The 17,806-nt window shown below is 33.3% G+C and carries 13 protein-coding genes; 8 read left to right on the top strand and 5 right to left on the bottom strand.

All coding sequences use genetic code 11. From position 1 onward, the window contains the following. Nucleotides 1-75: 75 nt before the first annotated feature. Nucleotides 76-621 (bottom strand): DUF1697 domain-containing protein, encoded by a 546-nt coding sequence (locus tag CHB81_RS08175; RefSeq protein ID WP_089351393.1) that lies wholly within the window; start codon nucleotides 619-621, stop codon nucleotides 76-78. Nucleotides 622-820: 199 nt separating this feature from the next. Here CHB81_RS08175 and recG point away from each other — a divergent pair, with 199 nt between their 5' ends. Further along, nucleotides 821-2,929 carry an ATP-dependent DNA helicase RecG gene (gene recG / locus CHB81_RS08170; protein WP_089351392.1) on the top strand — a complete coding sequence of 703 codons (2,109 nt, stop codon included), beginning with the start codon at nucleotides 821-823 and terminating at the stop codon, nucleotides 2,927-2,929. A gap of 309 nt (nucleotides 2,930-3,238) precedes the next feature. Here recG and CHB81_RS08165 read toward each other — a convergent pair whose 3' ends face one another. The 4 genes from CHB81_RS08165 to CHB81_RS08150 all read right to left on the bottom strand — a co-directional run bounded on the left by CHB81_RS08165 (nucleotide 3,239) and on the right by CHB81_RS08150 (nucleotide 5,797). Next, complete coding sequence (locus tag CHB81_RS08165) at nucleotides 3,239-3,844, bottom strand: PAS domain-containing protein (protein WP_089351391.1); 606 nt, start codon at nucleotides 3,842-3,844, stop codon at nucleotides 3,239-3,241. A gap of 136 nt (nucleotides 3,845-3,980) precedes the next feature. Further along, nucleotides 3,981-4,190, bottom strand: coding sequence for a hypothetical protein (locus tag CHB81_RS08160; RefSeq protein WP_089351390.1), 210 nt, complete (start codon nucleotides 4,188-4,190; stop codon nucleotides 3,981-3,983). A 126-nt stretch (nucleotides 4,191-4,316) separates the two neighbouring features. Beyond that, nucleotides 4,317-5,171 carry a hypothetical protein gene (locus CHB81_RS08155; protein WP_089351389.1) on the bottom strand — a complete coding sequence of 285 codons (855 nt, stop codon included), beginning with the start codon at nucleotides 5,169-5,171 and terminating at the stop codon, nucleotides 4,317-4,319. Nucleotides 5,172-5,200: 29 nt separating this feature from the next. Further along, nucleotides 5,201-5,797: a peroxiredoxin gene (locus CHB81_RS08150; protein ID WP_089351388.1), complete on the bottom strand. Its 597-nt coding sequence runs from the start codon at nucleotides 5,795-5,797 to the stop codon at nucleotides 5,201-5,203. A gap of 541 nt (nucleotides 5,798-6,338) precedes the next feature. Here CHB81_RS08150 and CHB81_RS08145 point away from each other — a divergent pair. From CHB81_RS08145 to CHB81_RS08115, 7 genes are all read left to right on the top strand, one after another. Beyond that, the gene (locus CHB81_RS08145) at nucleotides 6,339-7,769 is read left to right on the top strand and encodes an immunoglobulin domain-containing protein (protein ID WP_141130378.1); all 1,431 of its coding nucleotides are present in this window, start codon (nucleotides 6,339-6,341) and stop codon (nucleotides 7,767-7,769) included. A 339-nt stretch (nucleotides 7,770-8,108) separates the two neighbouring features. After that, entirely contained in the window at nucleotides 8,109-9,170 is a 1,062-nt protein-coding gene (locus CHB81_RS08140) for an efflux RND transporter periplasmic adaptor subunit (RefSeq protein WP_089351386.1), read from the top strand. Between the two features lie 101 nt (nucleotides 9,171-9,271). Then, on the top strand, nucleotides 9,272-12,367 hold the full coding sequence (locus CHB81_RS08135) for an efflux RND transporter permease subunit (protein ID WP_089351385.1): 3,096 nt from the start codon (nucleotides 9,272-9,274) through the stop codon (nucleotides 12,365-12,367). 59 nt (nucleotides 12,368-12,426) lie between these two features. Next, entirely contained in the window at nucleotides 12,427-13,734 is a 1,308-nt protein-coding gene (locus CHB81_RS08130; protein WP_089351384.1) for a TolC family protein, read from the top strand. Between the two features lie 27 nt (nucleotides 13,735-13,761). Next, nucleotides 13,762-14,625, top strand: coding sequence for a bestrophin family protein (locus CHB81_RS08125; RefSeq protein WP_089351383.1), 864 nt, complete (start codon nucleotides 13,762-13,764; stop codon nucleotides 14,623-14,625). A gap of 61 nt (nucleotides 14,626-14,686) precedes the next feature. Further along, nucleotides 14,687-16,873, top strand: coding sequence for a gliding motility-associated C-terminal domain-containing protein (locus tag CHB81_RS08120; RefSeq protein ID WP_089351382.1), 2,187 nt, complete (start codon nucleotides 14,687-14,689; stop codon nucleotides 16,871-16,873). Continuing rightward, the gene (locus CHB81_RS08115; RefSeq protein ID WP_089351381.1) at nucleotides 16,866-17,795 is read left to right on the top strand and encodes a type IX secretion system membrane protein PorP/SprF; all 930 of its coding nucleotides are present in this window, start codon (nucleotides 16,866-16,868) and stop codon (nucleotides 17,793-17,795) included. The genes CHB81_RS08120 and CHB81_RS08115 overlap by 8 nt, the downstream gene beginning before the upstream one ends. Nucleotides 17,796-17,806: the final 11 nt, after the last annotated feature.

Genomic DNA, 17,806 nt, shown 5'->3' with positions numbered 1-17,806 from the left:
ATGATTTTGTTGTTAATAATTAAAAATTGCAGTTAATGTCATGAGCGTTATCTCATTTTCTAATTGACGCATTTTCTAATTTTCAGCATACATGTTAAGCAAATTAGTAACCGTATTCCAGTTCCTTATTGTCGCTGTTACGTTTAGTTTTTTCTCGATATATTTTTGGTCAAATCTTGTTTTTCCTGCGCCTACATCATATTTAATAAAAATTCGATTACCATCAATGCTCGCTTCATCGGGTTTAAACTGGCTTATTTTTAGATCGTTGATATTTTCGCTTTTTAAAGCAATCGATACAAAAGCGACATATAATTTTTTGGTATCAATTTCTTTTTCTTTCAAAAACGGACTGTTTTTAAAACACAATTCCAAATCTTCTTTAGTAATGACAATGGTTGGAACTTCATGACCAAAAACTTTAAAGATTTCCTGTTTAATCATAAAACCAACTTTTGAAGCACTCTCCTCTTCAGTATCCACAAAAACATTTCCGGTTTGAAGATAGGTTCGTACATTTTTAAAACCAATATTTTCCAACATTGTTTTCAAAGCTTCCATTTTCATCATATTATGTCCTGAAACGTTGATTCCTCTTAAAAGTGCTAAATGTGTTGTCATTTCTTGTTATTTTATTCTTCAAAGATATTATTTTCTATACTTTAAATTCTCTGATTTTCAAAATTCCTAATTAAAATCTATCTTCGCTTTTCCGAAAAGAGAATAGAGTTTAGAAAAAAGAAAATAGATTTTTGTCTATACTCTATTTTCTAAAATCTAAAAATCTAAGCCAGTCTAAAAAACTAAGAAGTCAAAAAAAATGTCTAATAACCTCCTTGAAACTCCAATTGAATACCTAAAAGGTGTTGGCCCAAATCGTGGTCAATTGCTTCGTAAGGAATTGGGAATTCATAAATATAGGGATTTGGTTAATTTTTTTCCGAATAGATATATCGACAGAACTCGTTATTATAAGATTAACGAACTTCAGAATATAGGCTCTGAAGTTCAGATTATTGGAAAAATAATCAATATAAAAACGGTTGAATTTGCCAAAAACAAAAAACGTCTCGTTGCCACTTTCGTGGATGATACGGGACAAATGGATCTTAACTGGTTTCAGGGTCATAAATGGATTCGTGAAAGTTTGAAACTAAATGAAGTTTGTGTGATTTTTGGAAAATGTTCTCTTTACGGAAGTCAATTTAGCATGGCACATCCGGAAATTGAATTATTGACGGAACACGAAAAAAGTCTTCGTTCAGCCATGCAGCCTGTTTATCCTTCGACCGAAACCCTGGCAAACAGGGGAATTTCAAATAGGACGATTAATAAAATGATGGAGCAATTATTTATCGAAACTCAGGCTTTATTCGCAGAAACTTTTCCTTCTTATCTGATTGAAGAATTAAAATTAATCTCGAAAAGAGCGGCTTTATTCAATATCCATTTTCCTAAAAGCAGTGAAGTTTTGGCGAAAGCCCAATTCCGGTTAAAATTTGAAGAATTATTCTTTATTCAACTGCAATTAATTACCAAAAACCTGATTCGGAAACATAAAATAAAAGGACATCCTTTTACAAAAGTGGGGGAACTATTTAATGATTTTTATCAAAATCATTTACCATTTCAACTTACCAATGCTCAAAAAAGGGTAATCAAAGAAATTCGTTCAGACATGGGAAGCAATGCTCAAATGAACCGTTTACTGCAAGGTGATGTTGGTTCTGGAAAAACTATTGTGGCATTTATGAGCATGCTTTTGGCAATTGATAACGGCTTTCAGGCTTGTTTGATGGCTCCAACCGAAATTCTGGCAAATCAGCATTTTATTGGTTTATCTGAATTAGCAGAAACATTAAATCTAAACATTAAAATACTTACCGGTTCGACTAAAACTGCTGCTCGAAAGATCATTCATGAAGAACTCGAAAACGGAAGCTTACATATATTAATTGGAACGCATGCTTTATTGGAAGATAAAGTGAAATTTCAAAATCTAGGTCTGGCTGTAATTGACGAGCAACACAGATTTGGGGTAGAACAACGTTCTAAATTGTGGAAGAAAAACGAAATTCCTCCACATGTTTTAGTAATGACGGCTACTCCTATTCCGCGAACTTTAGCAATGAGTTTGTATGGAGATTTGGATATTTCAGTAATTGATGAATTGCCTCCCGGCAGAAAACCTATTCAAACCGTACATCGTTTTGATAGTAATCGTTTGAAGGTTTGGAAGTTTCTGAGGGATGAGATTGCACTTGGAAGACAAATTTATATCGTTTATCCGTTAATTCAGGAATCTGAGAAAATGGATTTTAAAGATTTAATGGACGGTTACGAAAGTATTTCCCGTGATTTTCCGTTGCCTCAATATTCGATTTCTATCTTGCACGGAAAAATGAAACCAGCTGATAAAGATGCCGAAATGAAACATTTTTCTGAAGGCAAAACCAATATTATGGTGGCGACAACGGTTATTGAAGTTGGTGTAAATGTGCCTAATGCGAGTGTAATGATTATAGAAAGTGCTGAGCGTTTTGGTTTATCTCAGCTTCACCAATTGCGTGGTCGTGTTGGTCGTGGTGCTGAGCAAAGTTATTGTATTTTAATGACGAGCCATAAATTAAGTGATGACAGTAAAACTCGAATGCAAACTATGGTACAAACCAATGACGGCTTCGAAATCGCCGAAGTTGATCTTAAACTTCGTGGTCCGGGGGATTTAATGGGAACACAGCAAAGTGGTGTTTTAAATCTTCAAATTGCTGATATTGTACGTGATCGTGATATTTTGGGTCTCGCCCGAAATTATGCACTGAAAATCCTTAAAGAAGATGGTCCATTACAAAAACCTGAACACGCAGTCTTAAAAGCTGTATTTATTGAGTTGACCAAGAAGAAAAATATCTGGAATTATATTAGTTAGAGAAAGGTTCTGAGGTTCTGAGGTTCTAAGTTTTTAGACTCTGAGCTTGGAATTTGGACCCGAGCGTTAGCGAACAGACGAAGCAATTTCAAAATTGGATTTTATCCTGAAATCCTCAGGATTGTATTTGGAATTTCAAAATTGAAATTTCAGAAAAAAATATACTTCATTGCATCAAACTCAAATTTATGTTTAAATTCTAAATATTCAATTACCATTTCTAAGGGTGATTTCAGATTTGTTGGGGGACAAATTTTGTTTTTTTGAATATTTTACCTGATCCAATGAAGCATATATAATTGATTGTTTTTACTTCTTTTTAGGAGGTTCTTTCTTTTCAAAAAGACCACTAAACAAACCTTTACTTATTTTGTTTTTATCATCTTTTTTTGTTGCAATAATATTATCAATATACTCCATATAGCTTTTCTTGCGCTCTTCTAAGAAACCAATAAGGTATTCCTCAGAAGCATGGAGTCCGCTTGCTTCTTCGATATGCACAAGTTTTTTATACAAAGGTTCTATAAACTTTGTTACAACTTCTTCCGGAACTGATTTTCTGGTTCCAAAGTATCCTACAATTTCGCCATCACCATCAGCTATAATTTTAAAATCGGTTACAACCCAATAATATCGGCCGGTTTTAGACATATTCTTGATAATCGCATGAATATTCCGGTTTGATTTAATACTATCCCACAAGAATTTAAAAATTACTTTTGGCATATCAGGATGACGTATAATGTTATGAGGCTGTCCAATCAGCTCAAACTCATCGTATCCGGATACATCTATAAAATCTTCATTGGCGTATAGAATTGTCCCCTTTGTATCTGTTTTACTGAGCAATACTTTATTCTTATTCCAATCTACTTCTCTATCAGATGGCGTTGGACGGTTAATTCTGGCATCCATAATTTTTTATCTTTAAAATTAATATACAGTTACATTTCTGCGTATAAAGTTGAATTCTCTTAAAATAGTACTCTAATTAAGTTCTAATTCCAGAGTTATTAATATGTTTTTTATTTTCTGAAAGACACTCTCCAGTTCAATTTCCAGCCACTGAGGCAAGGTATCCTGTATCAATTTCAAATGATGAATATCGCTTGTAATCCTGAATTAGTTTTTTATACTGAAAATCTAAATTCTGAACGTTTAGATTTTTACCATATTCATTTTTAATTCTGGCAACTTCTTGACCTAATTCGGTTTGGGCTCCAATTTTTTCGAATGAATTGAAAGTCACATTATCTTTCAAAAAACATCAAATGATTTTTTCAAGGCAATCCGCATCGGACTGACTGATTCAAAATCATACTTGAACATAAAATAAGTATAGATTTAATAATTAATAATCGATTTGAAAATTGATTTCTATTAAAAATTATCTTCTACTATTTGTGGACTTAACATGGATATCATTCACTAAATCGTCAATCTTTTTAGCGCTTTCTCTCATCATTTCTAAGTAACTCAGCAATTTATCATTGTCTGTATGTCCTTTTGAAACATCAATAAGTTTTAAAACTGAGTTTACTGGCAATTTAAGATCCAGAGTTGTTCTGTGAATAAAGTCATTATAATCTTTTGTAGCACTTAGTGAACTGTATTTTGCAGATGCCAATTTGATATTCTCTAATTCGTATTCATCAGAAATTTTAGAAATATGATTCTGACTGTGTTTCTTAAAATAATATGCCCAGTATCCGTTCATAAAAAATACAACTGCCGCCAAAACAACATGTATTACAAACGTTTCAAGATCAAAATTAACCTGTGAAAAATACAGCTGTAAACCTTTTGGATCGCTAAAAACAAAGTTTTGCATGTATGCTAAAAGCCCGTGATGCAATACAACCAATAAGGTCAGCGGAATTTGCAGTTTCCAGTTTTGGTAGATAATTAAAATGGTGCTTGCAATGAAAACCGTAAAATGCATCTCAAACAAACCGTGCATCTGATAAATATATTGTGCCATGAATATTGCTAAAACTATCGACAATACATATTGATACAATGTCGAATTCTTGACAAAAAACTTTGCCGAATAATATAGCAATAAGTTTAAGGTACCAACGCCTACTCCTATTTCAAAAGTATCGTATTTAAAGGCAAGGGCAATTCCAAAGAGGAAATAAGCGGCAAGAACATAATTGATAATTGTATCTGATTTTTGTGTCATTGTAGACATAAAATTGTACAGATAGTCTTGTTCATTCAAACTGGCTTTTGTTTTCATAAATTTAGTTAATTAGGTTAGGGATAGATTTATTTAGTGCATTTTGGTAACGAACATCCGTAAGCTCTCAGAGCTAAAGCATCAAATGAGGGGGCATGATTTTGTTTCAGCAGAGATTCAATTGCCTGCTGGGCATAGTTACTGTCAGCATTGGTACAGTATCTGGTTTTATTGTAGTTTCCGCGGTAATATAAATTTTGAGAATCGTCAAGAAGAACTGCTTGCGGAGTCGAAAAAACACCACAGTTTTTTGCCATTCCTTCATCGAAATATACTGGAATATTGGCGTCGAATTTTTTCTGGATTTCTTCGATTGTAAAGCTCTTCTGCTTGTTTAGAACCACAATTTTGAAATTAATCCTGTCACCATATTTCTTAATTAATTCGCTTACATGAGGTATATTAAAGCGGGAACACGGACAATCAGGATTAAAAAAATGAATAAAAACCGGTCTGTGATCAGCAAGACAGCACTTTAAATCGATTTTACTTCCCATGGCTATCTCCTGATAACCTTTAGGGATTGGAGTTGGTAAACTATATTTAAACTCATTTTGCCAAAACAAAGCACAAATTGCAACAAGTAATAATGAAAACCATAGGACTAAAAGTATTTTTTTCTTCATAAACTGATTATTTTCTTAGTGAGGGAATAAAAAAAGATAAACACTTGTTAACACAATCATTTACTAATTGAAGTACTAAAGTCGAAAAACAGCGCCAATTCTCATATTTTAACAATTTAGGAATTAAAAATATAGGTTTTTCTGTATCAAAAAATATATTTTGTTTAACCTTATCAATGTTACAAATAAAATCGATAAAGTGCAACATAAAACAGATAAAATGCTTCAAAAAACATATTTGAAAGCTTTTTCTTTCTTTTCAAACAAGTATTTCTACTTTAAAAGAAAGTCAATACTTACAAATTGTCATAAAAAACACAAAATTCGATATCTTTTTTAACAATTTTAAGTCCATCTTAGAAAATCAATTTAAAAAAAAACTCATACCAACATTAAACCCTATAGTATTACAATTATGCCTTTTTGCTGAAGTTTAGAGAATTTTAAAGTTGTTAGTTTGAAGCTATTTAACGGTATTTATCTATTTAAACAAAGATTTTACTGCATATTTTAATCTGTATTTTCTATGATAATTACAAAAATGTCAAAAAATTTTATATATGTTTTTGCTCTATTTTGTGGATCAACTTTTAGCTGCCTGGCTCAGGAATCAATCTTTTCTATCTCATTTGGCACAGGTGCAACAGAAAGTTCAAGAAGCCCTTTAAATCCTGCCGATGGGACTACGACGTTAAAATACGCTCCAATTGGCACTACAAGTGGCGGAACTTATACTTTACTGCCAAATCCTTATTCTTTTGGCGGTGGTGGTTACCATTCAGGAGAAGACCATACACCCGGAGACATAAATGGCTATATGATGATCCTGGATGTACATAGTAAAGGACTTTTGATATATAAAAAGAATGTAGAGGGATTATGCACCAATACAAAATATGAGTTTTCAGTCTGGATTGCTAATTTAGCTAATGCAGGAAGCTTTGCTTCAAGAGCAACATTTAACATCCGTAACAGCCAGAATAATGCCTTAATTGCTAGTGAAACTTCAAACTTGATCCCCGTTTCTCGTGTTCTAACATGGGATAAAGTTTCCATTATTTTTACAATTCCTGACTCTTCTGTCAACTCTTTAACTTTTGAGATTGTGAGTGGTATGGACTATGTGAATCATAACGCTTATGATGATATTCTTTTTGAAGCGCTTAAACCTAATATTAAAATTTCAAACTTAGATCCTGTTGTTTGCGCAGGAGAAAATGTTTCAATGGAATGCCTTGTTGAAGCCAATTTTTATTCGAATGCGGCGGTATATCAATGGCAAAAAAAGAATACAGTTACATCTGTATGGGAGAATATTATTGGAGCAACAAACAAAAACTACATCGCTAATAATGTCACAGAAACCACCCAATACAGAATGCTTGTATCAGAAATTGGAAATATAGAAAACATTAAATGCAGATCTGCATCAGGAGTGAATACCGTAACGGTTAATCCGCAGCTTGTGGCAAATATTTCGGACGGAATCACAATATGTTCAGGAAATGGCACAAACATAGTTTTTACCGGAACACCAAATGCCGAAGTCAAGTATACGGTAAACGCAGGAATTCCAAACGCAATTACTTTAAATTCTGACGGACACTATAATTTATATACCGGAATACTTACTGATGAAACTATATATGAAATCGTAAATGCAAAAGATCCGGTTACTAATTGCCAAACACAAATAACAGATCAAAAAGCTGTAATAGCTCTTAAACCATTACCTACAGCCACAATTATGGGATCAAGAGAAGTATGTAAAGACGAAGCCTTCCCCGAAATTATATTTACAGGATCAGGAGGAACGCCGCCCTATGTTTTTACTTATAAAGAAAACGGAATTCTAAAAACCGTAAGTACCGAAAACGACAAACATACAGCAACAATCAAGGCTCCAACAGACAAAGCAGGAACGCTTAATTATGAATTGATGAGCGTAACAGCTAAGTGTATTTCTGAATAAATCAACCGTTGTAAAGCAAAGATTTTACAACAAAAAGCATTATTACAGAAGTTCTGCATAAGAAAACTTATAGCATTTATCATTTGCAATCACTACACTACTTTCACTGTTTTTTATGAAAGAAATTAACTGTACCTTTTTTTTAAATATGATTTATTTAAAAAAAAAATCACATCGACATTAAACCATTGTTAAGCAAAACAGTCTAAGTCATTGATTAATCAAAAAACTTGTACATACAAGTGTTAAATAAAAGCTAAGCTCTTTTGTTTTCGCTTCAAAAAGTTAAATTTGTAAGCTTACTAAAAACAGACCCAAAAACACATTCACCTTTATTTTATGAAAGTAAAAAACCTAATCTACGCCCTTCTAATCATAGTTCTGGGAGGATTTATTGCCTATCGAGTGGTATCAAACAAAAATAAAAACGACGAATCTAAAAAATTTGGCGATAAAGATGCTCCTACAACTGTAACCGGAATTGTAGTAAACACTTCTACATTTGATAATAATCTTTCTTTATCCGGATCTGTCGAAGCAAATGAACAAATTGAAATCCGAAGTGAAGTTTCAGGAATTGTTGAAGGTATTTACTTTACAGAAGGAAGTTTTGTAAATAAAGGTCAGGTGCTATTTAAAGTAAATGATATTGAATTAAAAGCACAATTGAGACAAGCTGTAACCAAAGAAGGTTTGGCGGGAGAAAATGAAAGAAGAGCCAAATTATTACTTCAAAAAGAAGCGATTAGTCAGGAAGAATTTGACGTTGCAAATGCTGATTATGCTTCAATGAAAGCCCAAACTCAGTTAATTAGAGCTCAAATTGCCAAAACATCTGTTAAAGCACCATTTTCAGGAAAAATTGGTTTGCGTTCTATCTCACCGGGAACTTATATTACGCCCACTATCTTAGTAGCAAAATTAGTCAATACAGGAAAATTGAAAATTACGTTTTCAATCCCTGAAAAATATGCTTCACAAGTAAAATCAGGGGCTACAATTGATTTTTCGGTTTCAGGATCTGATAAGGTTTATTCTGCAAAAATTTATGCTATAGAGCCGGAAGTTGCAGTAGCAACACGTACTTTACAAGTTCGTGCCATAGCAGATAATATAGATGGAAAACTTTTTCCAGGGACTTTTGCAGATGTAAAACTGCCGTTAAATATTATCAAAGACGCAATCGTTGTTCCGTCAGAAGCTATTGTGCCAATACAAGATGGTAAAAAAGTTTATATCGCCAATATGGGCAAAGCCAAAGAAGTTAAGGTTGACGCAACTACAAGAACAGATGCTTCTATTTTGATTTTGTCAGGATTAAAAGCCGGAGACACACTAATTACTAGCGGTGTTATGTCATTAAAAAATGATGCCCCTATAAAAGTTATAGTAAAAAAGTAAAGCTTTTGAGTAATGATTTTTGAATTATGAGTTTAGAAAATCTATTTTCTTTATTCTAAAATCTAATATCTGAACTCTAAAATCTAAAATCCCAAATCATAATGAGTTTATCAACCACAAGTATAAGAAGACCTGTTTTAACCATTGTACTGAATCTTTTGATTATTTTATTCGGTTTCATTGGTTATACCTTTTTGGGTGTTCGAGAATTCCCTTCGATTGATCCGGCACAGGTTTCAATTCGAACAAACTACACGGGAGCAAATGCCGATATTATTGAATCACAAATTACGGAACCTCTTGAAAAAGCAGTAAATGCAATTGACGGAATTAGAAATATAACGTCGTCAAGTAATCAGGGAAGCAGTAATATTACGATCGAATTTAACTTAGACAAAGACCTTGAAGAAGCGGCAAATGATGTTCGTGACAAGGTATCGCAAGCTATTAGAAGTTTACCACAAGACATAGATGCTCCGCCTGTTGTATCAAAAGCGGATGCTGATAGTGATGCAATTATCTCTATGACAGTTCAAAGTGACAGCCGTAGCGCGCTTGAATTGAGTGATTATGCAGAGAATGTTATTTCGCAGCGATTAGAAACAATTCCGGGTGTTAGTGGTGTTCAAATTTGGGGACAAAAACGTTATGCCATGCGTTTATGGATTGATCCTGTAAAACTAACGGCCTACGGCTGTACGGTGTCTGATGTTCGCGATGCGCTTAATGCTCAAAATGTCGAATTACCATCTGGAAAACTAACGGGAAACAATACAGAACTTACCGTAAAAACAGTTGGAAACCTTTCTAAACCAGAAGAATTCAACAATATTATTATTCGTACTGATGGAGATAAAATTGTTCGTTTAAGTGATGTTGGTGGTGCAGAATTAGGTCCTGAAAACATCGAAACAAAACTAAGTCAATCCGGATTACCAATGATTGGTTTGGCAATTGTTCCAATGCCCGGAGCCAATTACTTAGATATTTCGGCTGAATTCTATAAAAAATACGAAGCCTTAAAGAAAGATCTTCCAAAAGATATAAAACTGAATATTGCACTTGATAATACTATTTTCGTAAAGAAATCAGTACTGGAAGTTGCTGAGACTTTAGGAATTTCTATTATTCTGGTAATTATCATTATTTACTTGTTTTTTAGAGACTGGGCAATTGCGTTCAGACCTTTAATTGATATTCCGGTTTCGTTAATTGCGACATTTTTTATTATGTGGCTTTTCGGGTTTTCGATCAACGTATTAACCTTATTGGCTATTGTTTTGGCAACAGGTCTGGTGGTTGATGATGGTATTGTTGTAACCGAAAATATCTTTAAGAAAGTCGAAGAAGGAATGTCGCCAATTGAAGCGGCAATCAAAGGATCTAATGAAATTTTCTATGCTGTAATTTCGATTTCTGTTACACTTGCAGCAGTATTTTTACCGGTAATTTTCTTAGAAGGATTCGTTGGTCGACTCTTTAGGGAATTTGGAGTTGTAATTGGTGCCGCGGTATTAATTTCAGCCTTTGTATCCCTTACTTTAACGCCAATGTTGAATGCTTATTTAATGAAAGGCGGCGAACAGAAAAAATCAAAATTCTATGTTAGAACCGAGCCATTTTTCGAAAAATTAAATAGCGGCTACGCCGAAGCTTTAGGGCGTTTCATGGAGAAAAAATGGATCAGTTTCCCTATTTTAATAGCTTGTTTTGGATTAATTTATTTGTTTTTTACTATTCTTCCAAAAGAAACTGCTCCTTATGACGATCGTAGTTCCGTAACCATGCGTATGACTATGCCTGAAGGTTCATCATATGAATATACAGATCGTTTCATGCAGGAAATTGCAAGATTGGTAGACGATTCTATTCCCGAGAAAAAAGTGAGTTTGGTAATTACTGCGCCAGGTTTTGGAGCTTCGGCAACCAATACAGGTTTTATCAGGCTTTCGCTAAAAGAACCTGATGAAAGAAAGCGATCTCAAAAAGACATTGCCGATCAGTTAACAAAAATGACAAAAAAATATCCGGATGCTAAAACATCTGTTATTCAGCAGCCTACAATTGCCGTAAACAGACGTGGTGGTCTACCGATTCAATATATCATTCAGGCTCCGAATTTTGAGAAATTAAGAGAAAAAATCCCTGTATTTATGGATGAAGTTGGTAAAAGTGATGTTTTCTCGATTACCGATGTTAATTTAAAATTCAATAAACCGGAAATCAATGTAAGTATCGACCGTGAAAAAGCCGAAAGTTTAGGGATTTCTATCATCGATATCGCTCAGACTTTGCAGCTTTCTTTGAGCGGACAACGTTTTGGGTATTTCATTAAAAACGGAAAACAATATCAGGTTATTGGGCAATTTGACCAAAAAGACAGATCTAAACCTTTGGATTTAACTTCGATGTTTGTAAAAAACAGAAAGGGTGAATTAATTCAAATGGACAACGTTGTAAAAGTAGAAGAACAAAGTAATCCACCACAATTGTATCACAACAACCGTTATATGTCTGCGACTGTTTCTGCTGGTTTAGCGCCGGGTAAAAGTATCAGCGATGGTATTCAGGAAATGGACAGAATCAAAGCTAAAGTCTTAAATGAAAGCTTCACTACGGATTTAAGTGGCGAATCGAGAGATTTTGTCGAAAGTAGTTCCAATACTTCTTTCGCCTTTGGATTGGCATTGTTATTAATCTTTTTGATTCTGGCAGCACAGTTTGAGAGCTTTATTGATCCGTTTATTATCATCTTAACAGTACCAATGGCTGTTGCGGGAGCTTTATTTTCGTTATGGTTATTCAATCAAACCTGGAATATTTTCAGTCAGATTGGTACCGTAATGCTTATTGGTCTGGTAACCAAAAATGGTATTTTGATCGTCGAATTTGCGAACCAGTTACGAGAACAGGGAAAACCAAAATTAGAAGCAATTCTCGAAGCATCAGAAGCACGTTTACGTCCTATCCTGATGACGAGTTTAGCAATTGCATTAGGAGCTTTACCAATTGCAATGTCACTTGGAGCTGCATCTACCAGTAGAATTGGAATGGGAGTTGTAATTGTTGGAGGAACTATTTTCTCATTGGCATTGACCCTATTTGTAATTCCGGCTATTTATTTTATGTGGTCTAAAGCCAGAAAACACTATCCGGAGTTTGATCATATTGACGAATACGAAAGAGAAAGTAAATAAAAATTATTAACTGCAAATTTACAGGTTAGCCTTTGAATTTGCAGTAAAAGAAAAACAATATGAATATTAAAATTTTATTTAGCAGTTTAGTTTTATTCCTGTGTTTTGCAAAGACAAATGCACAAGAAGTTCTGACTATTGAAGATGCTATGAAAATAGCTTTGGAGAATAATTTTGAAATTAAGATTGCCAAGAATAACACCAAAATAAGCGAAACCAATGTAACCGTTGGAAACGCTGGGATGTTGCCAACCGCTACTGCATCTATCACAGACAATAACAGTGTTACAAACTCGTCTCAAACTCGTCAGGACGGAACTTCAACACAATTAAACAATGCCAAAAATAATAACTTAAATTATGGCGTAAGTTTAGGCTGGACGGTTTTTGATGGTATGAAAATGTTCGCAAAATTAGACCAGTTAAAAGAACTTCAAAGATTAGGAGATTCTGAATTAAAAAGAACCATTTTGGTGAAAATTGGTCAGGTAAATTCAGCTTATTATGACTTAGTGCAGCAACAGCATCAATTATCAGCTTTAGATACTACAATTGTAATTTCTAAACAAAGATTAACATTGGCACAAAATCGTTTCAGCATCGGGAAAGCTTCAAAATTAGAGGTTTTAAATGCTCAGGTAGATTTAAACTCTGATCAGGTTGCTTTTTTAAGACAAAAAGAATCTTACGCTAATGCTAAAATTTTATTGAATCAATATTTAGCGCGTGATGCTAAAATAGATTTTACCGTAACTGATTTGGTTAAAGTAGATGATAAATTAGTTTTGGCAGATTTAATGGATTTAGCACAGAAACAAAATCCGGCTTTAGAATCGCAAATCATCAACAAACGAATTGCCGAATTACAGCTTAAACAAATAAAAGCAGATCGATATCCTGTTGTAAATCTGACTTCGGGTTATAATTTTGTAGAAAGCCAGTCTAGTTTAGGTTTTACAAGTTCAGCATCTTCAAAAGGTTTTAATTATGGTTTTAATGCAAGTTTAAACATCTTTGATGGTTTTAATCAGCATCGAAATGAAAAGGTTGCTAAACTGCAAATCGAGAATTCTCAAATTGCAATCGAACAGCAAAACATGATTTTAAACACACAATTGAGTACTGCTTTTCAGACGTATTTAACCAATCTTGAATTAATTGGTTTAGAAGAAGATAACGAGGCGATTGCAAAACAAAATCTAGACATTACTTTAGACAAATTTAGAATTGGAACCATTACAACACTTGATTTTAGAACGGCCCAGTTGAATTATGTTAATGCAAAAGTACGTTACAGCAATGCACAATATGAAGCAAAATTATCTGAAATTGCACTAAAAGAATTAGCTGGAAATATTAATTTTTAAAGTAAATTTGTTTCAAAACAAATATAAATGATCTCATATAATACCAAAGATTGGTTTACTTTTATTTTTCATTTTCATAAATCAGACACAGTTAGAAAGTTGTTTCCGATAATGATTGCTATCGGGATTTATTCTTCGCTTATTGGTTATATTGAAGTTTCCTATTTCAAAGTTGGAAAAAATGATTATATCCATAATATTCCTATAATGCACGGAATGTTAGGTTTTGTGATTTCATTATTACTTGTTTTTAGAACCAATACAGCTTATGATCGTTGGTGGGAAGGGCGCAAATTATGGGGTGGTCTTGTAAACAATAGCCGCAATCTTGCAATTAAACTCTCGGCAATGTTAAAGGATGAAAATGATCGAAAATTCTTCAGAAAATTCATTCCCGCTTATGCTTCAGTTCTGCACAAACATCTTCATGACGATGACACCAGTAAACAGCTTTTTGAAGATGTAGATCTAGAAATTGACCATCATAAACACAAGCCAAATCAGGTAAAACGAATGATGTTTCATAAAATCAATGATTTGTATGATGCCAAAAAAATTACCGGAGAGCAGCTCATCATTTTAAACGACGAACTACAAGCTTTTACAGATATTTGTGGTGCTTGTGAGCGAATAAAAAACACGCCTATTCCCTACTCTTACAGTGCTTTTATAAAAAAATTTATTTTCTTTTATACTATGACATTACCTTTTGGTTATTCTGTTAGTTTAGGATATTTGGTGGCGCCTGTAGTGGTATTCATTTTTTATGTACTAGCAAGTTTAGAACTTATTGCCGAAGAAATTGAAGATCCGTTTGGAAATGATGAGAATGATTTGCCTACAAAGAAAATCTCGGAAAACATTAAGAAACATGTTGAAGAACTGATTTAATTTAAAATAATTCTTACTTATCTTAATATATCTTTCTATTTTTCATAAATTAGTAAGATATATGCTAAACAAAAACTTCTTTTTACTTTTTATACTATTTGTAAATTTAGGATTCAGTCAGTCTGAATGCTATAATTCAGATTTTTCAGAAGGAACTTTTTCTGGTTGGGAAGGTTATAGTGGTACGTACTCTCGCCCCAAAAGAGACAAAGGTTTTAAACAATTCAGACATACAATTATAACTGAACCCACATTAGATCCAAGGACTTGTGATATGCTTGTTACAATACCGCCTGGGGAAACTTTTTCGGCAAAACTAGGAAATGAGTCCGTGCGTTCTGAGGCAGAAGTCCTAGTTTATTCAATGAATGTCACACCAGAGAATAGCATTTTTTTATACAAATATGCAATCGTCGTTGAGGACCCTGATCATCTCCCTAAGGAACAACCTCAATTTAGTGTTGCAATTACAGATGTTGATGGCAAAATTATTGATCCTTTATGCGGAGATTATAAAGTTTATGCTGGTCAGCCTGAGCAAAATTTTAATACTTGTGAATATATAGATCCAAAAACACACAATGTAAGGATCGTAAAATGGACTAATTGGAAAACAGTTGGTCTGAATTTATCCGCTTATATTGGAACGACCGTAAAAATCGAATTCACTACAAAAGATTGTGCTTTGCATGAGCACTTTGGCTATGCTTATATTTCAGCGAAGTGCACTAAATTAAAAGCCAATTTAAAAGCATGTGCAAATGACCTAAGTTTTGATTTAATCGCTCCATATGGATTCAGCAAATATCTTTGGACTTATTTGGGACAACCAGTTGGTACGAATTCATCAACAACATCTTTAGCCTTGGCAGATTATCCTGAGGGCGCAATTTTTGAATGTACGATGACCGCTTTTAGTAATTCCAATCTTTGTGAATCAAAAATTGAGATCATACTAACAAAACCAACAAAAATTACACCTTTATTTGAAGCAAAAACGTCTTGTAATATAGCTCAAATTGAGTTAAATCCACTAATTTTTGAAAATCAAACTGTTACAAATGAACCTAATGTAAAATGGAATTGGGATTTTGGTGATGGATCAACTTCAATTGAAAAGACCCCAAAACACATTTATACAAATTCCGGACAATATAATGTAAATCTAACAGCCACGAGTGAAAGCGGATGTACCTTTAATTTGAGTAAAACCATTTTAATCAATAATAATCCTATTTTAGAACCTATTTTAGATCCAGACCAAAATTTCTGCAATCAAAATGCAACAATTGGAACTATAAATGTTGGTGCTCAAAATCTAAAATGGTATAGTTCTTTAACATCAACAGAAGAATTAACAGTCTCAACCGTTTTGGTCGACAAAACGACATATTATGCTGCTGTATACGATAATGGTTGTTCAGGTAAACGAATCGGTTTTACTGCTTCGGTATCAAATCTTCCGGCTCCAATCGGCAATGCAATGCAGTATTTCTGTACAATTAACAAACCAACAATTAGTGATATAGACGTAAAAGGCAATGGGATAAAATGGTTTAAAAACCTAACAGATACGAATGCTTTAATTACGTCAACAGCATTAACCAATACTACTTATTACGCAGCACAAACTGATTTACAAACGGGATGCGAAAGTAAAGATCGTCTGACAGTTAATGTCGTTTTAGAAGATCCAGCGAATATTTTACCAGCAAGTTATAAGAAAGAATTATGCTTAGATGACGAATTACTTATACGGGCTTTGAGAGATAATAATACCACAATGATTTTTTATGATTCAGAAAATGCTGTCATTCCTCTTTCAGAAAATACTCCTGTTACCAATGGTTCTACCTATTATGCTTCTATATTTGATTCTAAAACCAATTGTGAAAGTACAAAAAGATCTGCTGTTTTGGTTTCCATAATTCCATGTCAATTAGTTATCTATAATTCAATTACAATTGACGGAAATGATTTAAATGATCACTTTGTTATAAAAAATATAGAATTCTTTCCTGAGAATACTGTTGAGATTTATAATCGTTTTGGCCAGTTGGTTTATCACACCGCTAAATATGGCATAAATGAGAATTATTTTTATGGGGAAGCAAACGCCGGAGAAGTATTTCAAAAAAGTAAAAAATTACCAACTGGTTCTTATTTTTATGTAATAAATTTCAAAAAAAACAATTCATCAGGAAATAATTTGCAAAAAGGTTTTCTTTATATCAGCAACAATGAATAGCACATCAAAAAAAGCACTAGTTTTTGTTGCAGTCTTCCTTTTATCATTAATAGTAAGATCACAAAATGATTCTAAATTATCCATATTTAATTATAATCCTTTGATTTATAATCCAGCTTTTGCAGGTGCAGCTGATGGATTAAATGTAGCAGGAATTTATTCTAGTCAATGGTATGGATTTGATGGCGCTCCAAAAACACAATACTTATCTGTAGATACAAAATTACCTTATAATAAAATTGGACTTGGATTAAGTTTGCATCATGACGTTATTGGTCCGGCAAGAGAATATAATATTGAAGGAAATTTTGCCTATTATATTGATGTAAACAACAAATACAAACTGGCGCTAGGACTAAAAAGCGGATTACATTCTTATAAAGTTGACATCAATCAGCTAGATGTTTACCAACCAGGCGAAGCTGTTTTTAATTCAAATTTTGAAAACAATTTATCACTTATATTAGGACTGGGAATGAACTTATATTCTGATAAATTTTTTATTGGACTTTCAACTCCTAATCTATTGGTTTCAAAATATTACAATGCCAATAATTCTACTGCTCTTTCGAAACATAAAAGCTATTATTACCTCAATACCGGTTACAAATTTGAACTGCAACGAGATATTACTTTAACGCCTGCAGCTTTGATCAGAGTTACAGAAGGTGCACCAATTAGTGTTCTAACTTCTCTTAATCTCAATTGGTACGAAAAATATATTGCCAGTTTAAATTTTGACTACAATTCCAGTGTCGGACTTCTTTTTGGAGTTCGTTTGTTTGATAATTTCAAAATTGGTTATGCTTATGATCAATCCATAATCAAATTCAGCCGTTACAATAACGGTACACATACTTTTTTGCTAACCTATACTTTATTAAATGAAAATAGTGAAAAATGCAGCTGCAAAATTTATTGACTTCCTTAAAA

Source organism: Flavobacterium sp. ov086 (assembly GCF_900187965.1).
Taxonomy (GTDB): domain Bacteria; phylum Bacteroidota; class Bacteroidia; order Flavobacteriales; family Flavobacteriaceae; genus Flavobacterium.
Note: the sequence above shows the minus strand (reverse complement) of the source record. Positions and strands in the feature narration are given on the sequence as shown.

Excerpts from the sequence above, each read along its gene's own strand:
- CHB81_RS08155 (WP_089351389.1), bottom strand. The coding sequence starts at position 5,171 with ATGAAAACAAAAGCCAGTTTGAATGAACAAGACTATCTGTACAATTTT.
- CHB81_RS08145 (WP_141130378.1), top strand. The coding sequence starts at position 6,339 with ATGTCAAAAAATTTTATATATGTTTTTGCTCTATTTTGTGGATCAACT.
- CHB81_RS08140 (WP_089351386.1), top strand. The coding sequence starts at position 8,109 with ATGAAAGTAAAAAACCTAATCTACGCCCTTCTAATCATAGTTCTGGGA.
- CHB81_RS08125 (WP_089351383.1), top strand. The coding sequence starts at position 13,762 with ATGATCTCATATAATACCAAAGATTGGTTTACTTTTATTTTTCATTTT.
- CHB81_RS08120 (WP_089351382.1), top strand. The coding sequence starts at position 14,687 with ATGCTAAACAAAAACTTCTTTTTACTTTTTATACTATTTGTAAATTTA.
- recG (WP_089351392.1), top strand. The coding sequence starts at position 821 with ATGTCTAATAACCTCCTTGAAACTCCAATTGAATACCTAAAAGGTGTT.
- CHB81_RS08165 (WP_089351391.1), bottom strand. The coding sequence starts at position 3,844 with ATGGATGCCAGAATTAACCGTCCAACGCCATCTGATAGAGAAGTAGAT.
- CHB81_RS08150 (WP_089351388.1), bottom strand. The coding sequence starts at position 5,797 with ATGAAGAAAAAAATACTTTTAGTCCTATGGTTTTCATTATTACTTGTT.
- CHB81_RS08135 (WP_089351385.1), top strand. The coding sequence starts at position 9,272 with ATGAGTTTATCAACCACAAGTATAAGAAGACCTGTTTTAACCATTGTA.
- CHB81_RS08115 (WP_089351381.1), top strand. The coding sequence starts at position 16,866 with ATGAATAGCACATCAAAAAAAGCACTAGTTTTTGTTGCAGTCTTCCTT.
- CHB81_RS08130 (WP_089351384.1), top strand. The coding sequence starts at position 12,427 with ATGAATATTAAAATTTTATTTAGCAGTTTAGTTTTATTCCTGTGTTTT.
- CHB81_RS08175 (WP_089351393.1), bottom strand. The coding sequence starts at position 621 with ATGACAACACATTTAGCACTTTTAAGAGGAATCAACGTTTCAGGACAT.